Raw genomic sequence first — 16,209 nt, forward strand, 5'->3', positions numbered from 1 at the left:
TCACCGCCTCCGCGGCTCGTACGTGGCTCGGCCGTTGCCCTCGCCCGTGGGGCGGGTGTCGTACGGGGAGCGCCCGCGGTCGTGCGGCAGCGGCAGCCGGTGCACCAGCTCGGAGACGATCGCGTCGGTCGTACGCCGGGCGAGCTGGGCGTCGGCGGTCGGGATGATCCGGTGCGCGAGCACCGGCACGGCCAGCACCTGGAGGTCGTCGGGGAGGACGTAGTCGCGCCCCTCCAGGGCGGCCACCGCGCGGGCGGTGCGCAGGAGCTGGAGGGTCGCCCGGGGGGAGGCGCCCAGGCGCAGGTCGGAGGATTCGCGGGTGGCGGTGACCAGGTCGATCGCGTACTGCTTGACGGCGTCGGCGACGTGCACCTGCCGGACGTGACCGATCAGCTGCCGCACCGTGTTGGCGTCGGAGACCGGACGCAGCTCGTCCAGCGGGTCCGTCGCGCCGTGCCCGTCGAGCATCGCCAGCTCTGCGCTCGGGTCCGGGTAGCCCATCGCGATGCGGGCGGTGAACCGGTCGCGCTGCGCCTCGGGGAGGGGGTAGGTGCCCTCCATCTCGATCGGGTTCTGGGTCGCGATGACCATGAACGGCGTCTGGAGGTGGTAGGTGACGCCGTCGACGGTGACCTGGCGCTCCTCCATGCACTCCAGCAGCGCCGACTGCGTCTTCGGCGAGGCGCGGTTGATCTCGTCGCCGACGACCAGGTTGGCGAAGACCGCACCCGGGCGGAACTCGAAGTCGTGCGTCTCCTGGTTGTAGACGCTGACCCCCGTGACGTCGCTGGGCAGCAGGTCGGGGGTGAACTGGATGCGGCGCACGGAGCAGTCGATCGACCGGGCCATCGCCTTGGCGAGCTTGGTCTTGCCGACCCCGGGCACGTCCTCGATGAGCAGGTGGCCCTCGGCGAGCAGGACGGCCAGGGCGAGCCGCACGGTGGCTGTCTTGCCCTCGATGACCTGCTCGATGTTCGACACGATGGCTTCGCTGGCGGCACGGAACTCGTCGTGCGGCAACGCGCCGCCCACCTCGTCCCAGGTCTGTTGTGTCACGGGCCTCCTCCTCGTCGCCGGACGGCAGCTCTGTATAGAGCAGCTGGACCCGCCGTAGGGTTCGCGACGCCGAGCCTCGTCTGCCGCAGAAATCTCACTGGTCTCTCAGGCTAACCATGTTTGTCGCTGTCGCCGACCCCTGCCGGTAGTCCGTCGATTACGCCCCCAAAGTTTCGCCGGTCGGGGTACGCATGAGCCCGTGCCAAGCGGGTAGTCGCCGCTCCTGTTCCGGACGGGAGCGAACATGACGGACTCGACGCTGCCGATCAACATCGGCTACTGGCTGCTGGCGTTCAGTCCCATCGTGCTGCTGTTGGTCCTGCTGGCGGTGCTGCGCTGGAAGGCGCCGGAGGCCGGTCCCGTCGGGATGCTCCTGGCCGCCGTGGTCGCGCTCGTGTTCTTCCGTACGCCGTTCGAGACCCTCGCCGTGGGTGTCGGCAAGGGCATCTGGGACGCGGTGTTCATCCTGTTGGTGATCTGGCCGGCGTTGCTGCTCTACCGGGTGGGCACGGCTGCTGGCGCCTTCGACGCGCTACGCCGGGGACTGTCCCGGTACAGCCGTAACCACGTCTTCCTGGTCCTCGGGTTCGGCTGGGTGTTCGCCTCCTTCATGCAGGGCATCGCCGGCTTCGGCGCACCGATCGCAATCGTGGCGCCGTTGCTGCTGGCCGTCGGGGTGCGACCCGTCTACGCCGTCGCCATCCCGCTGATCGGGCACGCCTGGGCGAACATGTTCGGCACCTTGGCGGTCGGCTGGATCGCCACCTTGCAAGTGGTCGACCTGGACGACGAAATCAGCACCGCACTCATCACCGCGGTGCTGCTCGCCCCGGTGACGTTGATGGCCGGGGTCACCATCGCCTGGATGGCCGGGAAGGGGCGCGGGGTGCGGGTCGCCTGGCCGCTCATCCTGATCATCTCGGCGCTGCACGCCGGACTGCAGTTCGTGATCATGTACTGGGAGCCGCTGCTGTCCGCCTTCCTCGCCAGCACCGTCGCGCTGGCGGCGCTCTACCCGCTGTCGCGCTGGTCGCGCTACCGGGAGCCGGCCCGCGACGTCCGGGAACGCCCCGCCATGCGCGACGACGCCGGTGAGGGCGACGAGGCGGAGAGCGAGCCGACCATGGGACTCGGTTGGGCATTGCTGCCGTACGCCGTGCTGACCCTGGTGGCCGTCGTCACCCTCGCCGTACCGCCGGTGGTGGACCTGCTCGACCAGATCGAGTTCGGTCCGCCCTTCCCGGGGGCGGACACCGGATTCGACGTGGTGAACGAAGGTGAGCGGCCCTACTCGCCGATCGCCCCGTTCACCCACCCGGGCTTCCCGTTGGCTGTCGCGGTGCTGACCACCTGGCTGGTCTACCGGGCGCGAGGCTTCTACGCGGCACGCCGGAGGCAGGAGGGAAGCCAGCCGATCTGGTCGAGCCTCGCCACCGACGCCACCCCGGCGTCGGTGGCCATCCTGTCGTTCCTGGTGCTCGCCGCCGTCATGGAGCATTCGGGGCAGACCGACGTGCTGGCCCAGGGGCTGGAACAGGTCTCGCCCCCGCTCGTATACGCGTTCCTGGCAAATGTCGTCGGGCTGATCGGCGCCTTCATGACCTCCAGCAACACCGCCTCCAACGTGCTCTTCGCCCAGTTGCAGCAGGGCGTCGCCGCCGGAACCGGGCTCTCCGGTAACGCCGTGGTGGCCGCGCAGAGCGCCGGCGGCGCGATCGGCAACGCCGTCGCCCCAGCCAACATCGTCCTCGGCACCGGCACCGCCGGCATCGTCGGGCAGGAAGGCGCCGTGCTGCGCAAGACCCTGCCCTGGACGGTGGCCGCCGCGGTGGTGATCGGTCTGCTGACTCTGCTCTTCGTCTGACGAAAGGGAGACCGCCGTGAACGAACTGCGTTGGCTGCTGCTGGCCTTGATGCTCTTCCTCGTCGCGCTGCCGGCGCTCAGCGCGGGCACCGAGACCGACGTGCCACCGCTGTGGTGGTCTGGCCTGGCGCTGGTCACGGCGGCCGGGCTCATCCCGGTGGCGCTGCGCTACACGCCCTCCGGCGACGACGGGGAGGACTGACCGGTGTCGCGCTTCCACGAGATCTACGCCGACACCGGCGACGGCGGAGTCCAGCTCGGCGCCAGCGCCGACCGCTGGCATCTGTACGAGGACTTCGTCCACCTGTCACCCCATCACACCGAGGGGAGGCTGGTCCGCTTTGAGGCGGAGCTGCTGCCGTTCGTCGACAACCTGAACCGGGGCGCGCTGGCGGTGGTGGACATGCAGAACGACTTCTGCGCCCCCGGCGGATGGACCGAGCGCTCGGGGTTCGACCACGAGGCGTGCCGGGCCGCGATCCCCGGCGTGCGGCGGGCGGTCGAGGCAGCGCGGCAGCACGGCATGTTCGTCATCTGGATCTATTGGCATAACCGCCCCGACCTGCGCAATCTCGGTGCTCCCACATTGCATTCGTTCAAGCACCGGCTGGATCAGCGGGGCATCGGCGAGGAACTGGAACACGGCCGGGTGCTGACCGCCGGCTCGTGGGGTGCCCGGATGGTCGACGAACTGCAGGACTGCATCGACGACGACGACATCCACGTGGAGAAGGTGCGGATGAGCGGCTTCTACGGCACCCACCTCGACCAGGTGCTGCGTACCCAGGGCATCCAGACCCTCTTCGTCTGCGGCGTCAACGCCGACCAGTGCGTCAGCACCACGCTGGAGGACGCCTACTTCCGCGACTACAACCCGGTGCTCATCGCCGACGCCACCGCCACCTCCAGTCCCGCGTACTGCAAGGAAGCCGTGGTCTTCAACACCAAGCAGTGCTGGGGCTTCGTCACCACCACCGACGGGTTCGCCAACCCGCGGCCGTACTCACCGGAGGGCACGACATGACGGCACCGCACGGACCCCGCACCGGCCGGCCGCCAACCCGGGCCGACCGTGGGGCGGTCTCCTCACCGCACGTGCTGGCCAGCGGCGCCGGACTGGCCGTGCTGCGCCGGGGCGGCAGCGCGGTGGACGCCGCGATCGCGGTCAACGCACTGCTCTGCGTGGCCTACCCGCACATGGCCGGTCTCGGCGGCGACGGATTCTGGCTGATCGCCGGCCCGAACGGCGCGGTGCAGGCGCTCAACGCCTCCGGGCCGGCCGCCGCCGCCGCGACCCGCGACTGGTACGCCGAGCGCGGCCACACCGAGCAGGTGCCGGTGCGGGGACCGCTGTCCGCGCTGACCGTCCCGGGCGCCGTGGACGGCTGGCGGCTGGCCCACGAACGGCACGGCCGGCTGGCCTGGGCCGATCTCTTCGACGACGCAGTGCACTACGCCCGGCACGGGATACCGGTGTCCCGTTCGCTCAGCGACTGGCTGGTCGAGGATCTGGAGCTGCTCTGTGCGGAGGAGAGCACCCGGCGCCTCGTGCCCGCCGGACGGGCGCTGCGCGAGGGGGACCGTCTGCGCCAGCCGGAGCTGGCCACCTCGCTCGAGGCCGTCGCCGCACACGGCGCCCGCGGTGGGTTCTACGAGGGCGAGCTCGGACGGCGGTTCTGCCAGGCATTGGCGGCGGGCGGATCCCCGCTGCACCCCGACGACCTGGCCGCCTACCACGCCCAGTGGGAGGAGCCGATCAGCACCGACTACCGCGGTCACACCGTGTACGAGCTGCACCCCAACACGCAGGGCTTCGCCGCTCTGCAGATCCTCAACCTGGTCGAGGGCTTCGACGTGGCGGCCTGGGGCGACGGCACGCCCGACTACTACCACCACCTCGCCGAGGCGGTGAAGCTCGCCTTCGCCGACCGGGACGAGTGGCTGACCGACCGGCATTGGGTGGACATCCCGCTGCCCGAGCTGCTCGACAAGGAGTACGCGGCCCGCCGCCGCGCCCTGATCCGCCCCGATCGGGCCATGGTGATGGACGAGGTGGAGCCAGGGCTCCGGTTCTCCCCCCACGGGCACCGCCGCGACGCACCCGGCGGCGACACCTGCGCGTTCACCGCCGTCGACCGGGACGGGCTGGTCGTCTCGGTCATCCAGTCCATCTACCACGACTTCGGCAGCGCGGTCACCGCCGGCGACACTGGGATCATCCCGCAGAACCGGGGTTCGTTCTTCTCCCTCGACGAGACGCACCCCAACCGGATGGAACCCGGCAAACGCACCTTCCACACGCTGATCCCCGGGCTCGTCTGCCGGGACGGACAGCCCTGGCTCGCCTTCGGCAGCATGGGCGGCGAGGGTCAACCGCAGACCCACGCCGCCCTGCTGACCCGCCTGATCGACTTCGGCTACGACGTCCAGCAGGCCATCGAGGCGCCGCGTTGGCTGATGGGGCACACCTGGGGAACCACGATCAAGGACCTCTCCCTGGAGGGCCGGATCGGCGACGAGGTCGCCCGGGAACTGCAACGCCGCCGACAGCCGGTGCGGATGCTGCCCAGCTGGGACGACAACATGGGCCACGCGCACGCCATCCTGATCGACACCGAACGGGGGCTGCTGGAGGCCGGCGCCGACCCGCGCGGCGACGGCGCCGCCCTCGGCTACTGACCGCCGCCGGCATGATCCTGGCGGTTGCCCTCGTCTGGCAGTTCGCACTCGCGGCCTGCGTTCCCCTGCTGACCCGTCGGCTGGGCCGCGACGCCGGATATCCGTTGGCCGCCGGGTTCCTGCTCACGGCCGGGCTGCTGCTGCTTCCACTCCCGATGCTCCTCGCCGACGCGACGGTCACGGTGGACTGGAGGTGGTTGCCCTCGCTGGACGTCTCGGCCGCCCTGCGAATGGACGCCCTCGCCCTCGTGTTCGCTCTGCTGGTGCTCGGGGTGGGCGTCCTCATCATGGCCTACTGCCCGCGCTACCTGGGTCGCGAGGCGTCGCACACACGGATCTACCTGCTGCTGACCCTCTTCGCGACCGCGATGCTCGGCCTGGTCCTCGCCAACGACCTGCTGGTCCTGTTCGTCTTCTGGGAACTGACGTCGGTGCTGTCCTTCGTGCTGATCGGGCAGGGCCGGCCTGCCGCCGGGCCACCGGCGGTACAGGCGTTGCTGGTCACCTCGGGAGGCGGCCTGGCCCTGTTGACCGCCGTCGTGATCCTCACGCTCGACCTCGGCACCAGCGACCTCGGCCGTATCCTCGCCGATCCGGGGCGGCTGGACGGCGGGCCCGCCTGGGCCGTCGGCGCGCTTGTACTGGTCGCGGCCTTCACCAAGTCGGCGCAGGTGCCGTTCCACTTCTGGCTGCCCGGCGCCATGGTCGCCATCACGCCGGTCAGCGCCTACCTGCACGCGGCTACCATGGTCAAGGCCGGCATCTACCTGCTGATGCGGTTCTCCGCCCTGTTCGGCGGTCGACCCGCGTGGAACCTGACGCTGCTTGCGGTCGGCCTGCTGACCGCCGTGCTCGGGGCTTTCCTGGCGTTGCGCCAGTACGATCTCAAGGCGCTGCTCGCGTATTCCACGGTGAGTCAGCTCGGGCTGATCGTCGGGGTCGTCGGGGTGGGCACCCCCGCCTCGGACGCGGCCGCGATCCTGTACACCGTCGCGCACGCGCTGTTCAAGGCGACGCTGTTCATGCTGGTCGGCATCATCGACCACGAGGCCGGCAGCCGGGACATCCGGGAGCTGTCCGGACTCCACCGGGTCATGCCCACGACGGCGGTGTTCACCGTCATCGCCGCCGCCACCATGGCCGGCCTGCCGCCGACGATCGGGTTCGTCGGCAAGGAGGCGATCTTCGAGGCGCTGGCCGAGGCTCACCAGCTACCCGGGTCCGGCCAGTTGGCGGCCGGGCTCGGGGTACTGGCCTCGGTGCTGACCTTCGCGTACGCGGCCCGACTGGTGCACGGCGTCTTCACCGGCCCGCTACGCCAGCAGGAACTGCGACCGCCACGGCGTTCGTTCGTGGCCCCCGCCGGGGTGGCCGCCGTACTGGCCGTCGCGCTGGGACCCCTTGTCGCCCTGCTCAGTCCGCTCGTCCAGCGCGCCGCGAACGACGCCCGACCTCAGGGCGAACCGCCGTACCTGGTGTTCTGGCACGGCTTCACCCTGGCTCTCGGGCTCTCCGCGCTCACCGTCGGGCTCGGGGCGCTGCTCTTCGTCCTGCACGCCCGGGTCGACCGGCTGCTGCGCCGCCTGCCCACCACGGTGCCCTTCGCCGTCTGGTTCGAGGCCGGCCGGGTGCGACTGTTGCACCTCGGCGCCCTGGTCGCCCGACCGGCCCGGGCCGCCAGCCCGGCGACGTTCCTGCTCCGGCCGGTGCTCGCGGTGCCGCTGCTGGCCGTGGTGGCCGCGGTCGGTCTCGGCCCGCTGCCAGCGCCCGTGGGCGAAGCGATCCGCCCCGGCGACGTGGTGCTGCTGGTCCTGCTCGTGGTGAGCCTGGCCGGGTTGGTCACGGTGCGCTCGGCACTGGGGGCGGTCGGCCTCACCGGCACGGTCGGACTCCTGCTGTCCGTCTGGTTCGTGACCGCGGGGGCGCCCGACGTCGCGCTGACGCTGATGCTGGTCGAGGTGCTCACCACCATCGTGGTGATGCTGGTGCTGCGCCGCCGCTCGCCGCGCCTGCCCCCGGGCGGCGCACCTCGTGCCTTGCTGCTCGGCGCCGTGCTCGCCGGTGCGACCGGACTGGCCGCGGCGGCCGGCACCGCGGCGCTGACCGGCCGGCGTGACCTGTCCGCGCCCGGCCGGTTCCTGCTGGCCGAGGCGACACCGACCACCGGCGGGAGCAACGTGGTCAACACGATCCTGGTGGAGTTCCGCGCGCTGGACACGCTCGGCGAATCGGTGGTCCTGGCGGTCGTGGCGCTGGGGCTGGTCTCGCTCTCCGACCGGATCACCCGACCCGGACGGGGCACCCGGGCCGGTTCCCCCGTCGACCCGGTGCTCGTGTTCGCCCACCGGTTACTCGCTCCGGTGATGCTGGTGGTGTCGGGCTTCCTCTTCGTACGCGGCCACGAGGAGATCGGGGGCGGGTTCATCGGTGCCCTGCTGGCCGGGACCGCGGTCGGGCTGGGCCACCTCGCCCACGCCGGTGCCCCGGCACCCCTGCTCGGCCGGTTGCGGAGCGGCCCGCTGCTGGTGGCGGGGCTACTGCTCTGTGTCGGTGTGGGATTGGCGGCGTTGCCGCTGGGCCGTCCGTTTCTCAGTCTCGGCAAGGTGGGTCTGCCCGGTGGGACGACCCTGCCGTTCTCCAGCAGCCTGCTGTTCGACCTCGGGATCTACCTGATCGTCCTCGGATTGATCGTGGCAGCGGTCCGCCGGCTCGACCTGCCGACCCGACCGGCCCCGACGGGACGGCCGAGGTGACGGCCGCCGTCATGGTCGGCGTGCTGGTCGCCGCCGCCGTGCACCTGCTGCTCCAGCGTGGCCAGCTCCGGGTGATTCTCGGGTTCCTCCTGCTCGGCCACGCGGTCAACGTGCTGCTGCTCTCCGCTGGCGGGCTGGATCGCCGCACGCCCGCCTTCGAAGGCGGCGGCGAGGAGATGGCCGACCCGCTGCCGCAGGCATTCGCGCTGACCGCCATCGTGATCAGCTTCGGTATCACGCTCTACCTGCTCGGACTGCTCAGCGTGGACGGACCGACCGGAGGTGGCGAGCAGGGGACCGCCGAGGACCCTTGCGCCACCGAGGACGGGCAGGACGACGTGGGCGCCGAGGGCGGGGACGAACGGTGAGCCGGCTGCTGGTCCTGCCGTTCGCCGGTCCGCTGCTGACCGCCGCGGTACTGCTCGCCGCGCCACGCCGCCGGACGGCGCACCGGGTGGCGGGCCTCGCCGTGACCGCCGCCGTCCTCTTCCTGGCCGTGGCGCTGCTGGTGGCCACGCGGGACGGCACGGTCGTGGCCGAGCGGATCGGCGGCTGGCACCCCCTGGTGGCGATCGGCTTCGCGGCCGACGCGTTCGGCGCGCTGATGGTCACCGTCTGCGCGGCGGTGGTGCTGGCCTGCCTCGCCACGGCCGCCGCATCCGGCGACGACAACGATCCACTCTTCGTGCCGCTGGTTCTCGTGCTGTCGGCCGGCGCCTACGGCGCCTTCCTCACCGCCGACCTGTTCAACCTGTTCGTGCTGGTCGAGGTCATGCTGGTGCCGTCCTACGCGCTCGTCGCGCTGGGCGGCGGCGCCACCCGGCTCGGCGCCGCCCGGGTCTACGTGGCGATGAACCTGCTCGCCTCCACCATCCTGCTGGCCGGGGTGGGGCTGGTCTACGGGGTGACCGGGACGGTGCGGTTCGGCGACCTGGCGGCTGCCGCGCGCACCTCGCCCACGGTGGCCGTGGCCGCCGCCGTCGTGCTGTTGGCGCTGGCGGTCAAGAGCGCCGTCGTGCCCTGGCACGACTGGCTGCCCAGGACCTACCCCGAGGCGCCGCCCGTGGTGCTCGCGCTCTTCTCCGGGTTGCTCACCAAGGTCGGCCTCTACGCCCTGATCCGGGTCTACGCGCTCGTGTACGACGGCGATCCGGCGTACCACTGGGTGATCGGCGCCGCCGCGCTGCTCAGCATGGTGGTCGGGGTGCTTGGCGCGCTCGGTGAGGCCACCATGCGCCGCGTGCTCACCTTCCACATGGTCAGCCAGATCGGGTACGTCCTGCTGGGACTGGCTCTGTTCACGGCCGCGAGCCTGGCTGCGGCGGTCTTCTACCTCGTGCAGTACATCCTGGTGAAGACGGCGCTGTTCCTCTGCGCCGCGGCGGTGCACGCCAACCACGGCACTGACCGGCTGGATCGGCTCGGTGGCCTGTCCAGCCTGCATCCCGTGCTGGCGCTGGCCTTCGCCGGTGCCGCCCTCTCCCTGGCTGGACTTCCCCCGTTCTCCGGATTCGTGGCGAAGTTCCTGCTGATCAGGGCGGTGGCCGACGCCGGGCAATGGGTGGCGGTGGCGGTGGCCGTCGGCGTCAGCCTGCTCACGTTGGCCTCGATGCTCAAGATCTGGGGCTCGGCGTTCTGGGGGGAGCCCCTCGGCCGAGAGGAGGCCGCCGGGCCCCGCCCGCTGGCCCGGACGGTGCTGCCGGCGTTGACCCTGGCAGTCGTGTCGTTGCTGCTCGGCCCGGTGGCCGAACCCCTCCTCGGGCTGGCCGACACGGCGGCGGCCGGTCTGCTCGATCCCGACGCCTACCTGGAGGCGGTGAACGGCCGATGAGCGTGGGCGCGGGACGGCGGGCGGTGGTGCGGGCCGGGCGGATACTGCGTTTCCTCGGATGGTTCGGGGCCCGCGTGGTGGTGGCCAACCTGGTGGTCGCCCGGGAGATCCTGACCCCGGGTTGGCGGCTGTGCCCGGCGATCGTGCGGGTGCCGCTGATCGAGGCGAGCAGCACCGAGCTGGCGCTGACGGCGCTCTGCGTCGGGCTGGTCCCGGGCACTCTCACGGTGGCCGTCCGGACGGCCCCACCAGTGCTCTTCGTGCACGGCATGTACGCCGACGATCCGGACGAGTTCCGCCGCGAGATCGTCGAACTTGAGCGGAAGCTGCTGCTGGCCGTGCGGCCCGTCGGCCGGGAGCCGACGACGTCCGCGCCCACGGTCGGCGACGTGGATGGGAGGTGAGGACGTGTTCCTGCTCGACGTGGCGCTCGTCGTCCTCGGGCTGTCGGCGTTGCCGGTGATCTGGCGACTGACCGTCGGCCCGACGGATGCGGACCGGGCGGCTGCCCTGGACCTGGCCTTCTTCGTCATCCTGGCCGCGGTGGCCGTGCTGTCCGCCCGGCTGGATTTCCCGGCCCTGCTGGACCTGGTGCTGACCGGCACCCTGGTGGCCTTCCTGGCCACGGTCGCCCTGGCCCGTCTGGTGCACCGGCGGTCGCGCTGATGCGTACCGTGCTGGCGGCGATTCCGCTGCTCGTGGGCACGGGGCTGATCGCGGTGAGCGCTTTCGGTCTGCTCCGGTTGCCGGATGTCTACCACCGGATGAACGCGGTGGCCAAGGCGGCGAGCCTTGGCCTGGTGTGCGTCCTGTTGGGGGTGCTGGTGCTGGTCTTCGACGCCCGCAGCGCGGTGGTGGTCGCCGTGGCGATCGGACTGCAACTGGTCAGCGCGCCGGTGGGCGGCTACGCGCTGACTGTGGCGTCCTACCGGGCGGGCAGTCCTTTGGCGGCACTGACCCGATACGACGACCTCGCCGACGTCGAGCCCGGCCCACGTCCCGGGGGTGAGCGGCCGGGCGGCGAGACGACCGGCGGGCCAACGGGTGGGTAACCGCGTCGCCGTCGCGTTCCCGCCGACGGTAGACTGCGGGTATGTCCGTGGCCGGTCTGCTCCTTACCGAGCCGTGCTGACGCGCTGATCCGCGACAGCACGGCCGCCCCTCCTGCGCGAGGGGTTTTTTTGTGCCTACCGGACGAGACCGACCCGCATCCCGCGGTACGACGAACAGCGGATCGAGGAGAGACGCCATGAGTGAGGCAGCCGCACCGGCCAGCGACGTGCCGCCGTTCCGGTACACCGCGGCCCTGGCCGAGGAGATCGAACAGCGCTGGCAGGACGTCTGGGCGCGGGAGGGGACGTTCCACGCCCCCAACCCGACCGGCCCGCTGGCCGACCCCGGTCACCCCCGCGCCGGGGCGGAGAAGCTGTACGTCCTGGACATGTTCCCCTACCCGTCGGGCGCCGGCCTGCACGTCGGGCACCCGCTGGGCTACATCGGCACCGACTGCTTCGCCCGCTACCAGCGGATGGCGGGGCGCAACGTGCTGCACGCGATGGGCTTCGACGCGTTCGGCCTGCCCGCCGAGCAGTACGCGGTGCAGACCGGCACCCACCCGCGGACCACGACCGTGGCCAACATCGAGCGCTACAAGGCGCAGCTGCGCCGGCTGGGCCTGGCCCACGACGAGCGCCGCTCGGTGGCCACCATCGACACCGACTTCTACCGCTGGACGCAGTGGATCTTCCTGCAGGTCTTCAACTCCTGGTACGACACCGGGGCGAAGCGCGCCCGCCCGATCGCCGAGCTGATCGCCGAGTTCGAGGGCGGCAACAGGCCCACGCCCGACGGGCGACCGTGGGCGGAGCTGTCCGTGGCCGAGCGCCGGGCCGTCGTCGACGACCACCGGCTGGCGTACGTCTCGCAGGCGCCCGTCAACTGGTGCCCGGGGCTGGGCACCGTGCTGGCCAACGAGGAGGTCACCGCCGACGGCCGCTCCGAGCGCGGCAACTTCCCGGTCTTCAAGCGCAACCTGAAGCAGTGGATGATGCGCATCACCGCGTACGGCGACCGGCTGCTGGACGACCTGGACGCGCTGGACTGGCCCGAGCCGATCAAGCTGATGCAGCGCAACTGGATCGGCCGCTCCACCGGCGCGCACGTCGACTTCCCGACCACGGTCGCGCCGATCCGGGTGTTCACGACCCGGCCGGACACCGTCTTCGGCGCCACGTACATGGTGCTGGCCCCCGAGCACGAGCTGGTCGACGCGCTGACGCCGGCCGCCTGGCCCGAGGGGACGAAGGACGCGTGGACCGGCGGGCACGCCAACCCGCGCGCGGCCGTGGAGGCGTACCGCAAGGCGGCGGCGGCCAAGACCGACGTCGAGCGGCAGGCCGACACGAAGGAGAAGACCGGCGTCTTCGTCGGGGCGTACGCCACCAACCCGGTCACCGGTGGGCGGATCCCGGTCTTCGTCGCCGACTACGTGCTGGCCGGCTACGGCACCGGCGCGATCATGGCGGTGCCCGGCCAGGACGAGCGGGACTGGGCGTTCGCCGAGGTCTTCGAGCTGCCGATCGTGCGTACCGTGCAGCCGACGGAGGGCTTCGACGGCAAGGCGTACACCGGGGACGGTCCGGCGATCAACAGCGCCGCGCCCGAGCGCGGCCTGGACCTGAACGGCCTGGGGGTGGCCGACGCGAAGGCCCGGATCATCGAGTGGCTGGAGGCCAACGGGCACGGCACCGGCGCGGTGACCTACCGGCTGCGCGACTGGCTGTTCTCCCGGCAGCGTTACTGGGGCGAGCCGTTCCCCATCGTGTACGACGAGACCGGAGCGGCCATCGCCCTGCCGGAGGAGATGCTGCCGGTCGAGCTGCCCGAGGTGGACGACTTCTCGCCGCGCACGTTCGACCCGGAGGACGCCGACAGCAACCCGGAGACCCCGCTGTCGCGCCGGCGCGACTGGGTCGAGGTGGAGCTGGACCTGGGCGACGGCCCGAAGCGCTACACCCGCGAGACCAACGTGATGCCGCAGTGGGCCGGCTCGTGCTGGTACGAGCTGCGCTACCTGGACCCGACCAACTCGCAGCGCTTCGTCGACGCGGAGAACGAGGCGTACTGGATGGGGCCGCGCGGCGAGGGCGACTGCGGTGGCACCGACCTGTACGTCGGCGGCGCCGAGCACGCCGTGCTGCACCTGCTGTACGCGCGGTTCTGGCACAAGGTGCTGTACGACCTGGGGCACGTCTCGTCGTTCGAGCCGTTCCGCAAGCTGTTCAACCAGGGCTACATCCAGGCGTACGCGTACACCGACGCCCGGGGCGCCTACGTGCCGGCCGAGGAGGTCACCGAGCGCGACGGCGGCTTCTACCTGGGCGACACCCGGGTCGACCGCGAGTACGGCAAGATGGGCAAGTCCCTGAAGAACGTGGTCACGCCAGACGAGATGTGCGCCGCGTACGGGGCGGACACGTTCCGCGTCTACGAGATGTCGATGGGTCCGCTGGAGGTGTCCCGTCCGTGGGAGACCCGGGCGGTCGTCGGGTCGTACCGGTTCCTGCAGCGGGTCTGGCGGGCGGTCGTCGACGAGCAGACCGGCGCGCTGCGGGTCACCGACGCGCCCGCCGACGAGGCGACCCGGCGGCTGCTGCACAAGGTGGTCGACGGGGTCCGCGGCGACATGGAGGCGATCCGGTTCAACACCGCGATCGCCAAGCTGATCGAGCTGACCAACGGGCTGACCCGGCTGGCGCAGACCCCGCGCGAGGTGGCCGAGCCGCTGGTGCTGATGCTGGCGCCGTTCGCCCCGCACGTCGCCGAGGAGCTGTGGCGCCGGCTGGGGCACGACACCTCCCTGACGTACGCGGACTTCCCGACCGCCGACCCGGCGCTGCTGGTGGCGGAGACGGTGACCTACCCGGTGCAGATCAACGGCAAGGTGCGGGGCCGCGTCGAGGTCCCCGCCGACGCGTCCGAGGAGACCGTCCGCGCGGCGGCCCTGGAGGCGGTGGCCGGTTCGCTGGCCGGCAAGGAACCCCGCAAGGTCATCGTCATCAAGGGCCGCATGGTCTCCGTAGTGGCCTGACCCGCCCTCTGACCCGCGCGTCGATCATGCAGTTGTGGTGGGGGACGAAGTCCCCGGGCCGGGATGAACCGGCCACCGGAACTGCATGATCGACGCGCCGGGCGGGGCGGGGCGGGTCAGGGGTCGCGGTGGTGGGTGAGGGTGATCGCCGTGAGGGTGGCCGTGAGGGACCAGGTGGCCAGGGTCAGCCAGGAGCCGGTGACGGTGGCCGGGTACGGGTCCGGGTTGAGCACGTCGGGGTGCACCTCGATCAGGCGCAGCCAGGCGGTCAGCGGCAGGGCGTTGTACAGCTCGGCGATCCACCGGTGCTCGTCGCTGTCCACCGCCATCGGCACCAGCACGAGTACCGACGTGGCCGCGGCCACGGCCCCGGCGGCGTGTCGGGTGAGCGCGCCCAGACCCATTCCGACCAGCGCGCACACGGGCACCAGCACGGCGCTCGCCGCGACGGCGCGCAGCACGCCCGGCTCGCCGATCGACCAGCCGGCGCCCCGGTCGGCGAGGATCGCCTGGGACACCCAGAACGAGGTCGCCGCGGTGACCGTGCCGAACACGAGCATGACCCCGGCAAGTACGGCGGCCTTCGCCGCGACCACCGCGCGGCGGGCCGGGACGGCGGCGAACGTGGCCCGGATCAGCCCGCTCTGGTGCTCGCCGACGATCGTCAGTGCGCCGATGGTGGCCGAGGCGAGGATCAGCAGCAGGTAGCCGGCCTCGGGGAAGGCGTCGCGCACCGGCCCGTACAGGCGGAACATCTCCCGGCGCCCCTCGGGGTACGCCGGCCAGTTCCGGTGGTCGGCGAGGCTGGCGTTGACGCTGACCCCGACCACGAACAGGTGGACCAGCGGCAGCGTCCAGCGGGTCGAGCGCAGCGACCAGAGTTTGATCCACTCGGCGGCCAGCAGGTCGCGGAAGCGGGCCGGCGCCCCGGTCACAATCGGTCGGCGGGTCGGCCCGGTCACGGCGGTCATCGGGTCCCCTCCCCGGCGAGATACTCGACGCTGTCGGCGGTGAGCGCCATGAAGGCCTCCTCCAGCGAGGCGGTACGGGTGGTCAGCTCGTGCAGTCCGACGCCGTGGGCGAGCGCGAGGTCGCCGATCCGCGCGGCCGTCAGGCCGGTCACGACGAGCGCCCCGGCGTCGTCCGGCCGGACGTGCGCGCCCTCGGCCGTGAGCACGGCGGACAGCGTCGCCCGGTCGGGCGTACGGACGGTCACGGCGGCCCGGGTGTTCCCGGCGGCGAACTCGGCGAGGCTCTGCTCGGCGATCAGCCGGCCCCGCCCGATCACCACGAGCCGGTCGACGCAGTTCTGCATCTCGCTCATCAGGTGGCTGGAGACGAAGACCGTGCGCCCCTCGGCCGCCAGCCGCCGGAACAGGTCCCGTACCCATCGCACCCCCTCCGGGTCGAGGCCGTTGAACGGCTCGTCGAAGAGCAGTACGGGCGGGTCCCCGAGCAGCGCGGCGGCGATCCCGAGCCGCTGCCGCATCCCGAGCGAGAAGCCGCCGATGCGCCGCCGTGTGACGGCGGACAGGCCTACCTCCCGCAGCACCTCGTCGACCCGGGCGCGCCCGATGCCGTTGCTGCGGGCCAGGGCCGACAGGTGGGCGACGGCGCTGCGCCCGCCGTGCACGTCCCCGGCGTCGAGCAGCGCGCCGGCGTGGCGCAGCCCGCGCGGCCGGTCGGCGAACCGGACCCCGTCCACGGTGACGGTGCCGCTGGTCGGCGCGGTGAGCCCGATGATCATCCGTAGCGTGGTGGACTTGCCGGCCCCGTTGGGGCCCAGGAACCCGGTCACGTGGCCGGGGCGCACGGTCAGGGTGAGGTCGTCGACGGCCGTCGTGCGGCCGTACCGTCTCGTCAGGGCGTTCAGTTCGATCACTCCACCCACGCTGCCCGGCGGCGGGCGGCGGGGCGTCGCCCCGGCGGCCACACC

General features: G+C 72.0%; 14 protein-coding genes. 11 read left to right on the forward strand and 3 right to left on the reverse strand.

Annotation, left to right across the window (positions count from 1 at the left end; all coding sequences use genetic code 11):
* Positions 1 to 1,056 (reverse strand): MoxR family ATPase, encoded by a 1,056-nt coding sequence (locus DER29_RS27410; RefSeq protein ID WP_121400534.1) that lies wholly within the window; start codon positions 1,054 to 1,056, stop codon positions 1 to 3.
* Positions 1,057 to 1,300: 244 nt separating this feature from the next.
* Here DER29_RS27410 and DER29_RS27415 point away from each other — a divergent pair, with 244 nt between their 5' ends.
* The 11 genes from DER29_RS27415 to leuS all read left to right on the forward strand — a co-directional run bounded on the left by DER29_RS27415 (position 1,301) and on the right by leuS (position 14,273).
* The gene (locus DER29_RS27415) at positions 1,301 to 2,920 is read left to right on the forward strand and encodes an L-lactate permease (RefSeq protein WP_121400535.1); all 1,620 of its coding nucleotides are present in this window, start codon (positions 1,301 to 1,303) and stop codon (positions 2,918 to 2,920) included.
* A 16-nt stretch (positions 2,921 to 2,936) separates the two neighbouring features.
* Entirely contained in the window at positions 2,937 to 3,122 is a 186-nt protein-coding gene (locus tag DER29_RS27420) for a hypothetical protein (RefSeq protein ID WP_121400536.1), read from the forward strand.
* 3 nt (positions 3,123 to 3,125) lie between these two features.
* On the forward strand, positions 3,126 to 3,944 hold the full coding sequence (locus tag DER29_RS27425; RefSeq protein ID WP_121400537.1) for a cysteine hydrolase family protein: 819 nt from the start codon (positions 3,126 to 3,128) through the stop codon (positions 3,942 to 3,944).
* Complete coding sequence (gene ggt / locus DER29_RS27430; protein ID WP_121400538.1) at positions 3,941 to 5,599, forward strand: gamma-glutamyltransferase; 1,659 nt, start codon at positions 3,941 to 3,943, stop codon at positions 5,597 to 5,599. Before DER29_RS27425 ends, ggt begins: the two co-directional genes overlap by 4 nt.
* 11 nt (positions 5,600 to 5,610) lie before the next feature.
* Positions 5,611 to 8,352, forward strand: coding sequence for a hydrogen gas-evolving membrane-bound hydrogenase subunit E (gene mbhE / locus DER29_RS27435; RefSeq protein ID WP_121400539.1), 2,742 nt, complete (start codon positions 5,611 to 5,613; stop codon positions 8,350 to 8,352).
* Positions 8,353 to 8,363: 11 nt separating this feature from the next.
* Positions 8,364 to 8,720 (forward strand): sodium:proton antiporter, encoded by a 357-nt coding sequence (locus tag DER29_RS27440; RefSeq protein WP_370040775.1) that lies wholly within the window; start codon positions 8,364 to 8,366, stop codon positions 8,718 to 8,720.
* The gene (locus DER29_RS27445; protein WP_121400541.1) at positions 8,717 to 10,183 is read left to right on the forward strand and encodes a monovalent cation/H+ antiporter subunit D family protein; all 1,467 of its coding nucleotides are present in this window, start codon (positions 8,717 to 8,719) and stop codon (positions 10,181 to 10,183) included. Before DER29_RS27440 ends, DER29_RS27445 begins: the two co-directional genes overlap by 4 nt.
* Entirely contained in the window at positions 10,180 to 10,587 is a 408-nt protein-coding gene (locus DER29_RS27450; RefSeq protein WP_121400542.1) for a Na+/H+ antiporter subunit E, read from the forward strand. Before DER29_RS27445 ends, DER29_RS27450 begins: the two co-directional genes overlap by 4 nt.
* 4 nt (positions 10,588 to 10,591) lie before the next feature.
* Entirely contained in the window at positions 10,592 to 10,849 is a 258-nt protein-coding gene (locus DER29_RS27455) for a monovalent cation/H+ antiporter complex subunit F (protein WP_121400543.1), read from the forward strand.
* Positions 10,846 to 11,235: a monovalent cation/H(+) antiporter subunit G gene (locus DER29_RS27460; RefSeq protein ID WP_121400544.1), complete on the forward strand. Its 390-nt coding sequence runs from the start codon at positions 10,846 to 10,848 to the stop codon at positions 11,233 to 11,235. The genes DER29_RS27455 and DER29_RS27460 overlap by 4 nt, the downstream gene beginning before the upstream one ends.
* Before the next feature lie 197 nt (positions 11,236 to 11,432).
* Complete coding sequence (gene leuS / locus DER29_RS27465) at positions 11,433 to 14,273, forward strand: leucine--tRNA ligase (RefSeq protein WP_121400545.1); 2,841 nt, start codon at positions 11,433 to 11,435, stop codon at positions 14,271 to 14,273.
* A 116-nt stretch (positions 14,274 to 14,389) separates the two neighbouring features.
* Here leuS and DER29_RS27470 read toward each other — a convergent pair whose 3' ends face one another.
* Both DER29_RS27470 and DER29_RS27475 read right to left on the reverse strand, forming a co-directional pair.
* Positions 14,390 to 15,244 (reverse strand): ABC transporter permease, encoded by an 855-nt coding sequence (locus tag DER29_RS27470; protein ID WP_121400546.1) that lies wholly within the window; start codon positions 15,242 to 15,244, stop codon positions 14,390 to 14,392.
* The gene (locus tag DER29_RS27475) at positions 15,241 to 16,155 is read right to left on the reverse strand and encodes an ABC transporter ATP-binding protein (protein ID WP_370040675.1); all 915 of its coding nucleotides are present in this window, start codon (positions 16,153 to 16,155) and stop codon (positions 15,241 to 15,243) included. Before DER29_RS27475 ends, DER29_RS27470 begins: the two co-directional genes overlap by 4 nt.
* Positions 16,156 to 16,209: the final 54 nt, after the last annotated feature.

Source organism: Micromonospora sp. M71_S20 (assembly GCF_003664255.1).
Lineage (GTDB): Bacteria > Actinomycetota > Actinomycetes > Mycobacteriales > Micromonosporaceae > Micromonospora.

What these genes read in the sequence shown, in the direction of transcription:
- DER29_RS27415 (WP_121400535.1), top strand. Translation starts at nt 1,301, where the DNA reads ATGACGGACTCGACGCTGCCGATCAACATCGGCTACTGGCTGCTGGCG.
- ggt (WP_121400538.1), top strand. Translation starts at nt 3,941, where the DNA reads ATGACGGCACCGCACGGACCCCGCACCGGCCGGCCGCCAACCCGGGCC.
- mbhE (WP_121400539.1), top strand. Translation starts at nt 5,611, where the DNA reads ATGATCCTGGCGGTTGCCCTCGTCTGGCAGTTCGCACTCGCGGCCTGC.
- DER29_RS27440 (WP_370040775.1), top strand. Translation starts at nt 8,364, where the DNA reads ATGGTCGGCGTGCTGGTCGCCGCCGCCGTGCACCTGCTGCTCCAGCGT.
- DER29_RS27450 (WP_121400542.1), top strand. Translation starts at nt 10,180, where the DNA reads ATGAGCGTGGGCGCGGGACGGCGGGCGGTGGTGCGGGCCGGGCGGATA.
- leuS (WP_121400545.1), top strand. Translation starts at nt 11,433, where the DNA reads ATGAGTGAGGCAGCCGCACCGGCCAGCGACGTGCCGCCGTTCCGGTAC.
- DER29_RS27470 (WP_121400546.1), bottom strand. Translation starts at nt 15,244, where the DNA reads ATGACCGCCGTGACCGGGCCGACCCGCCGACCGATTGTGACCGGGGCG.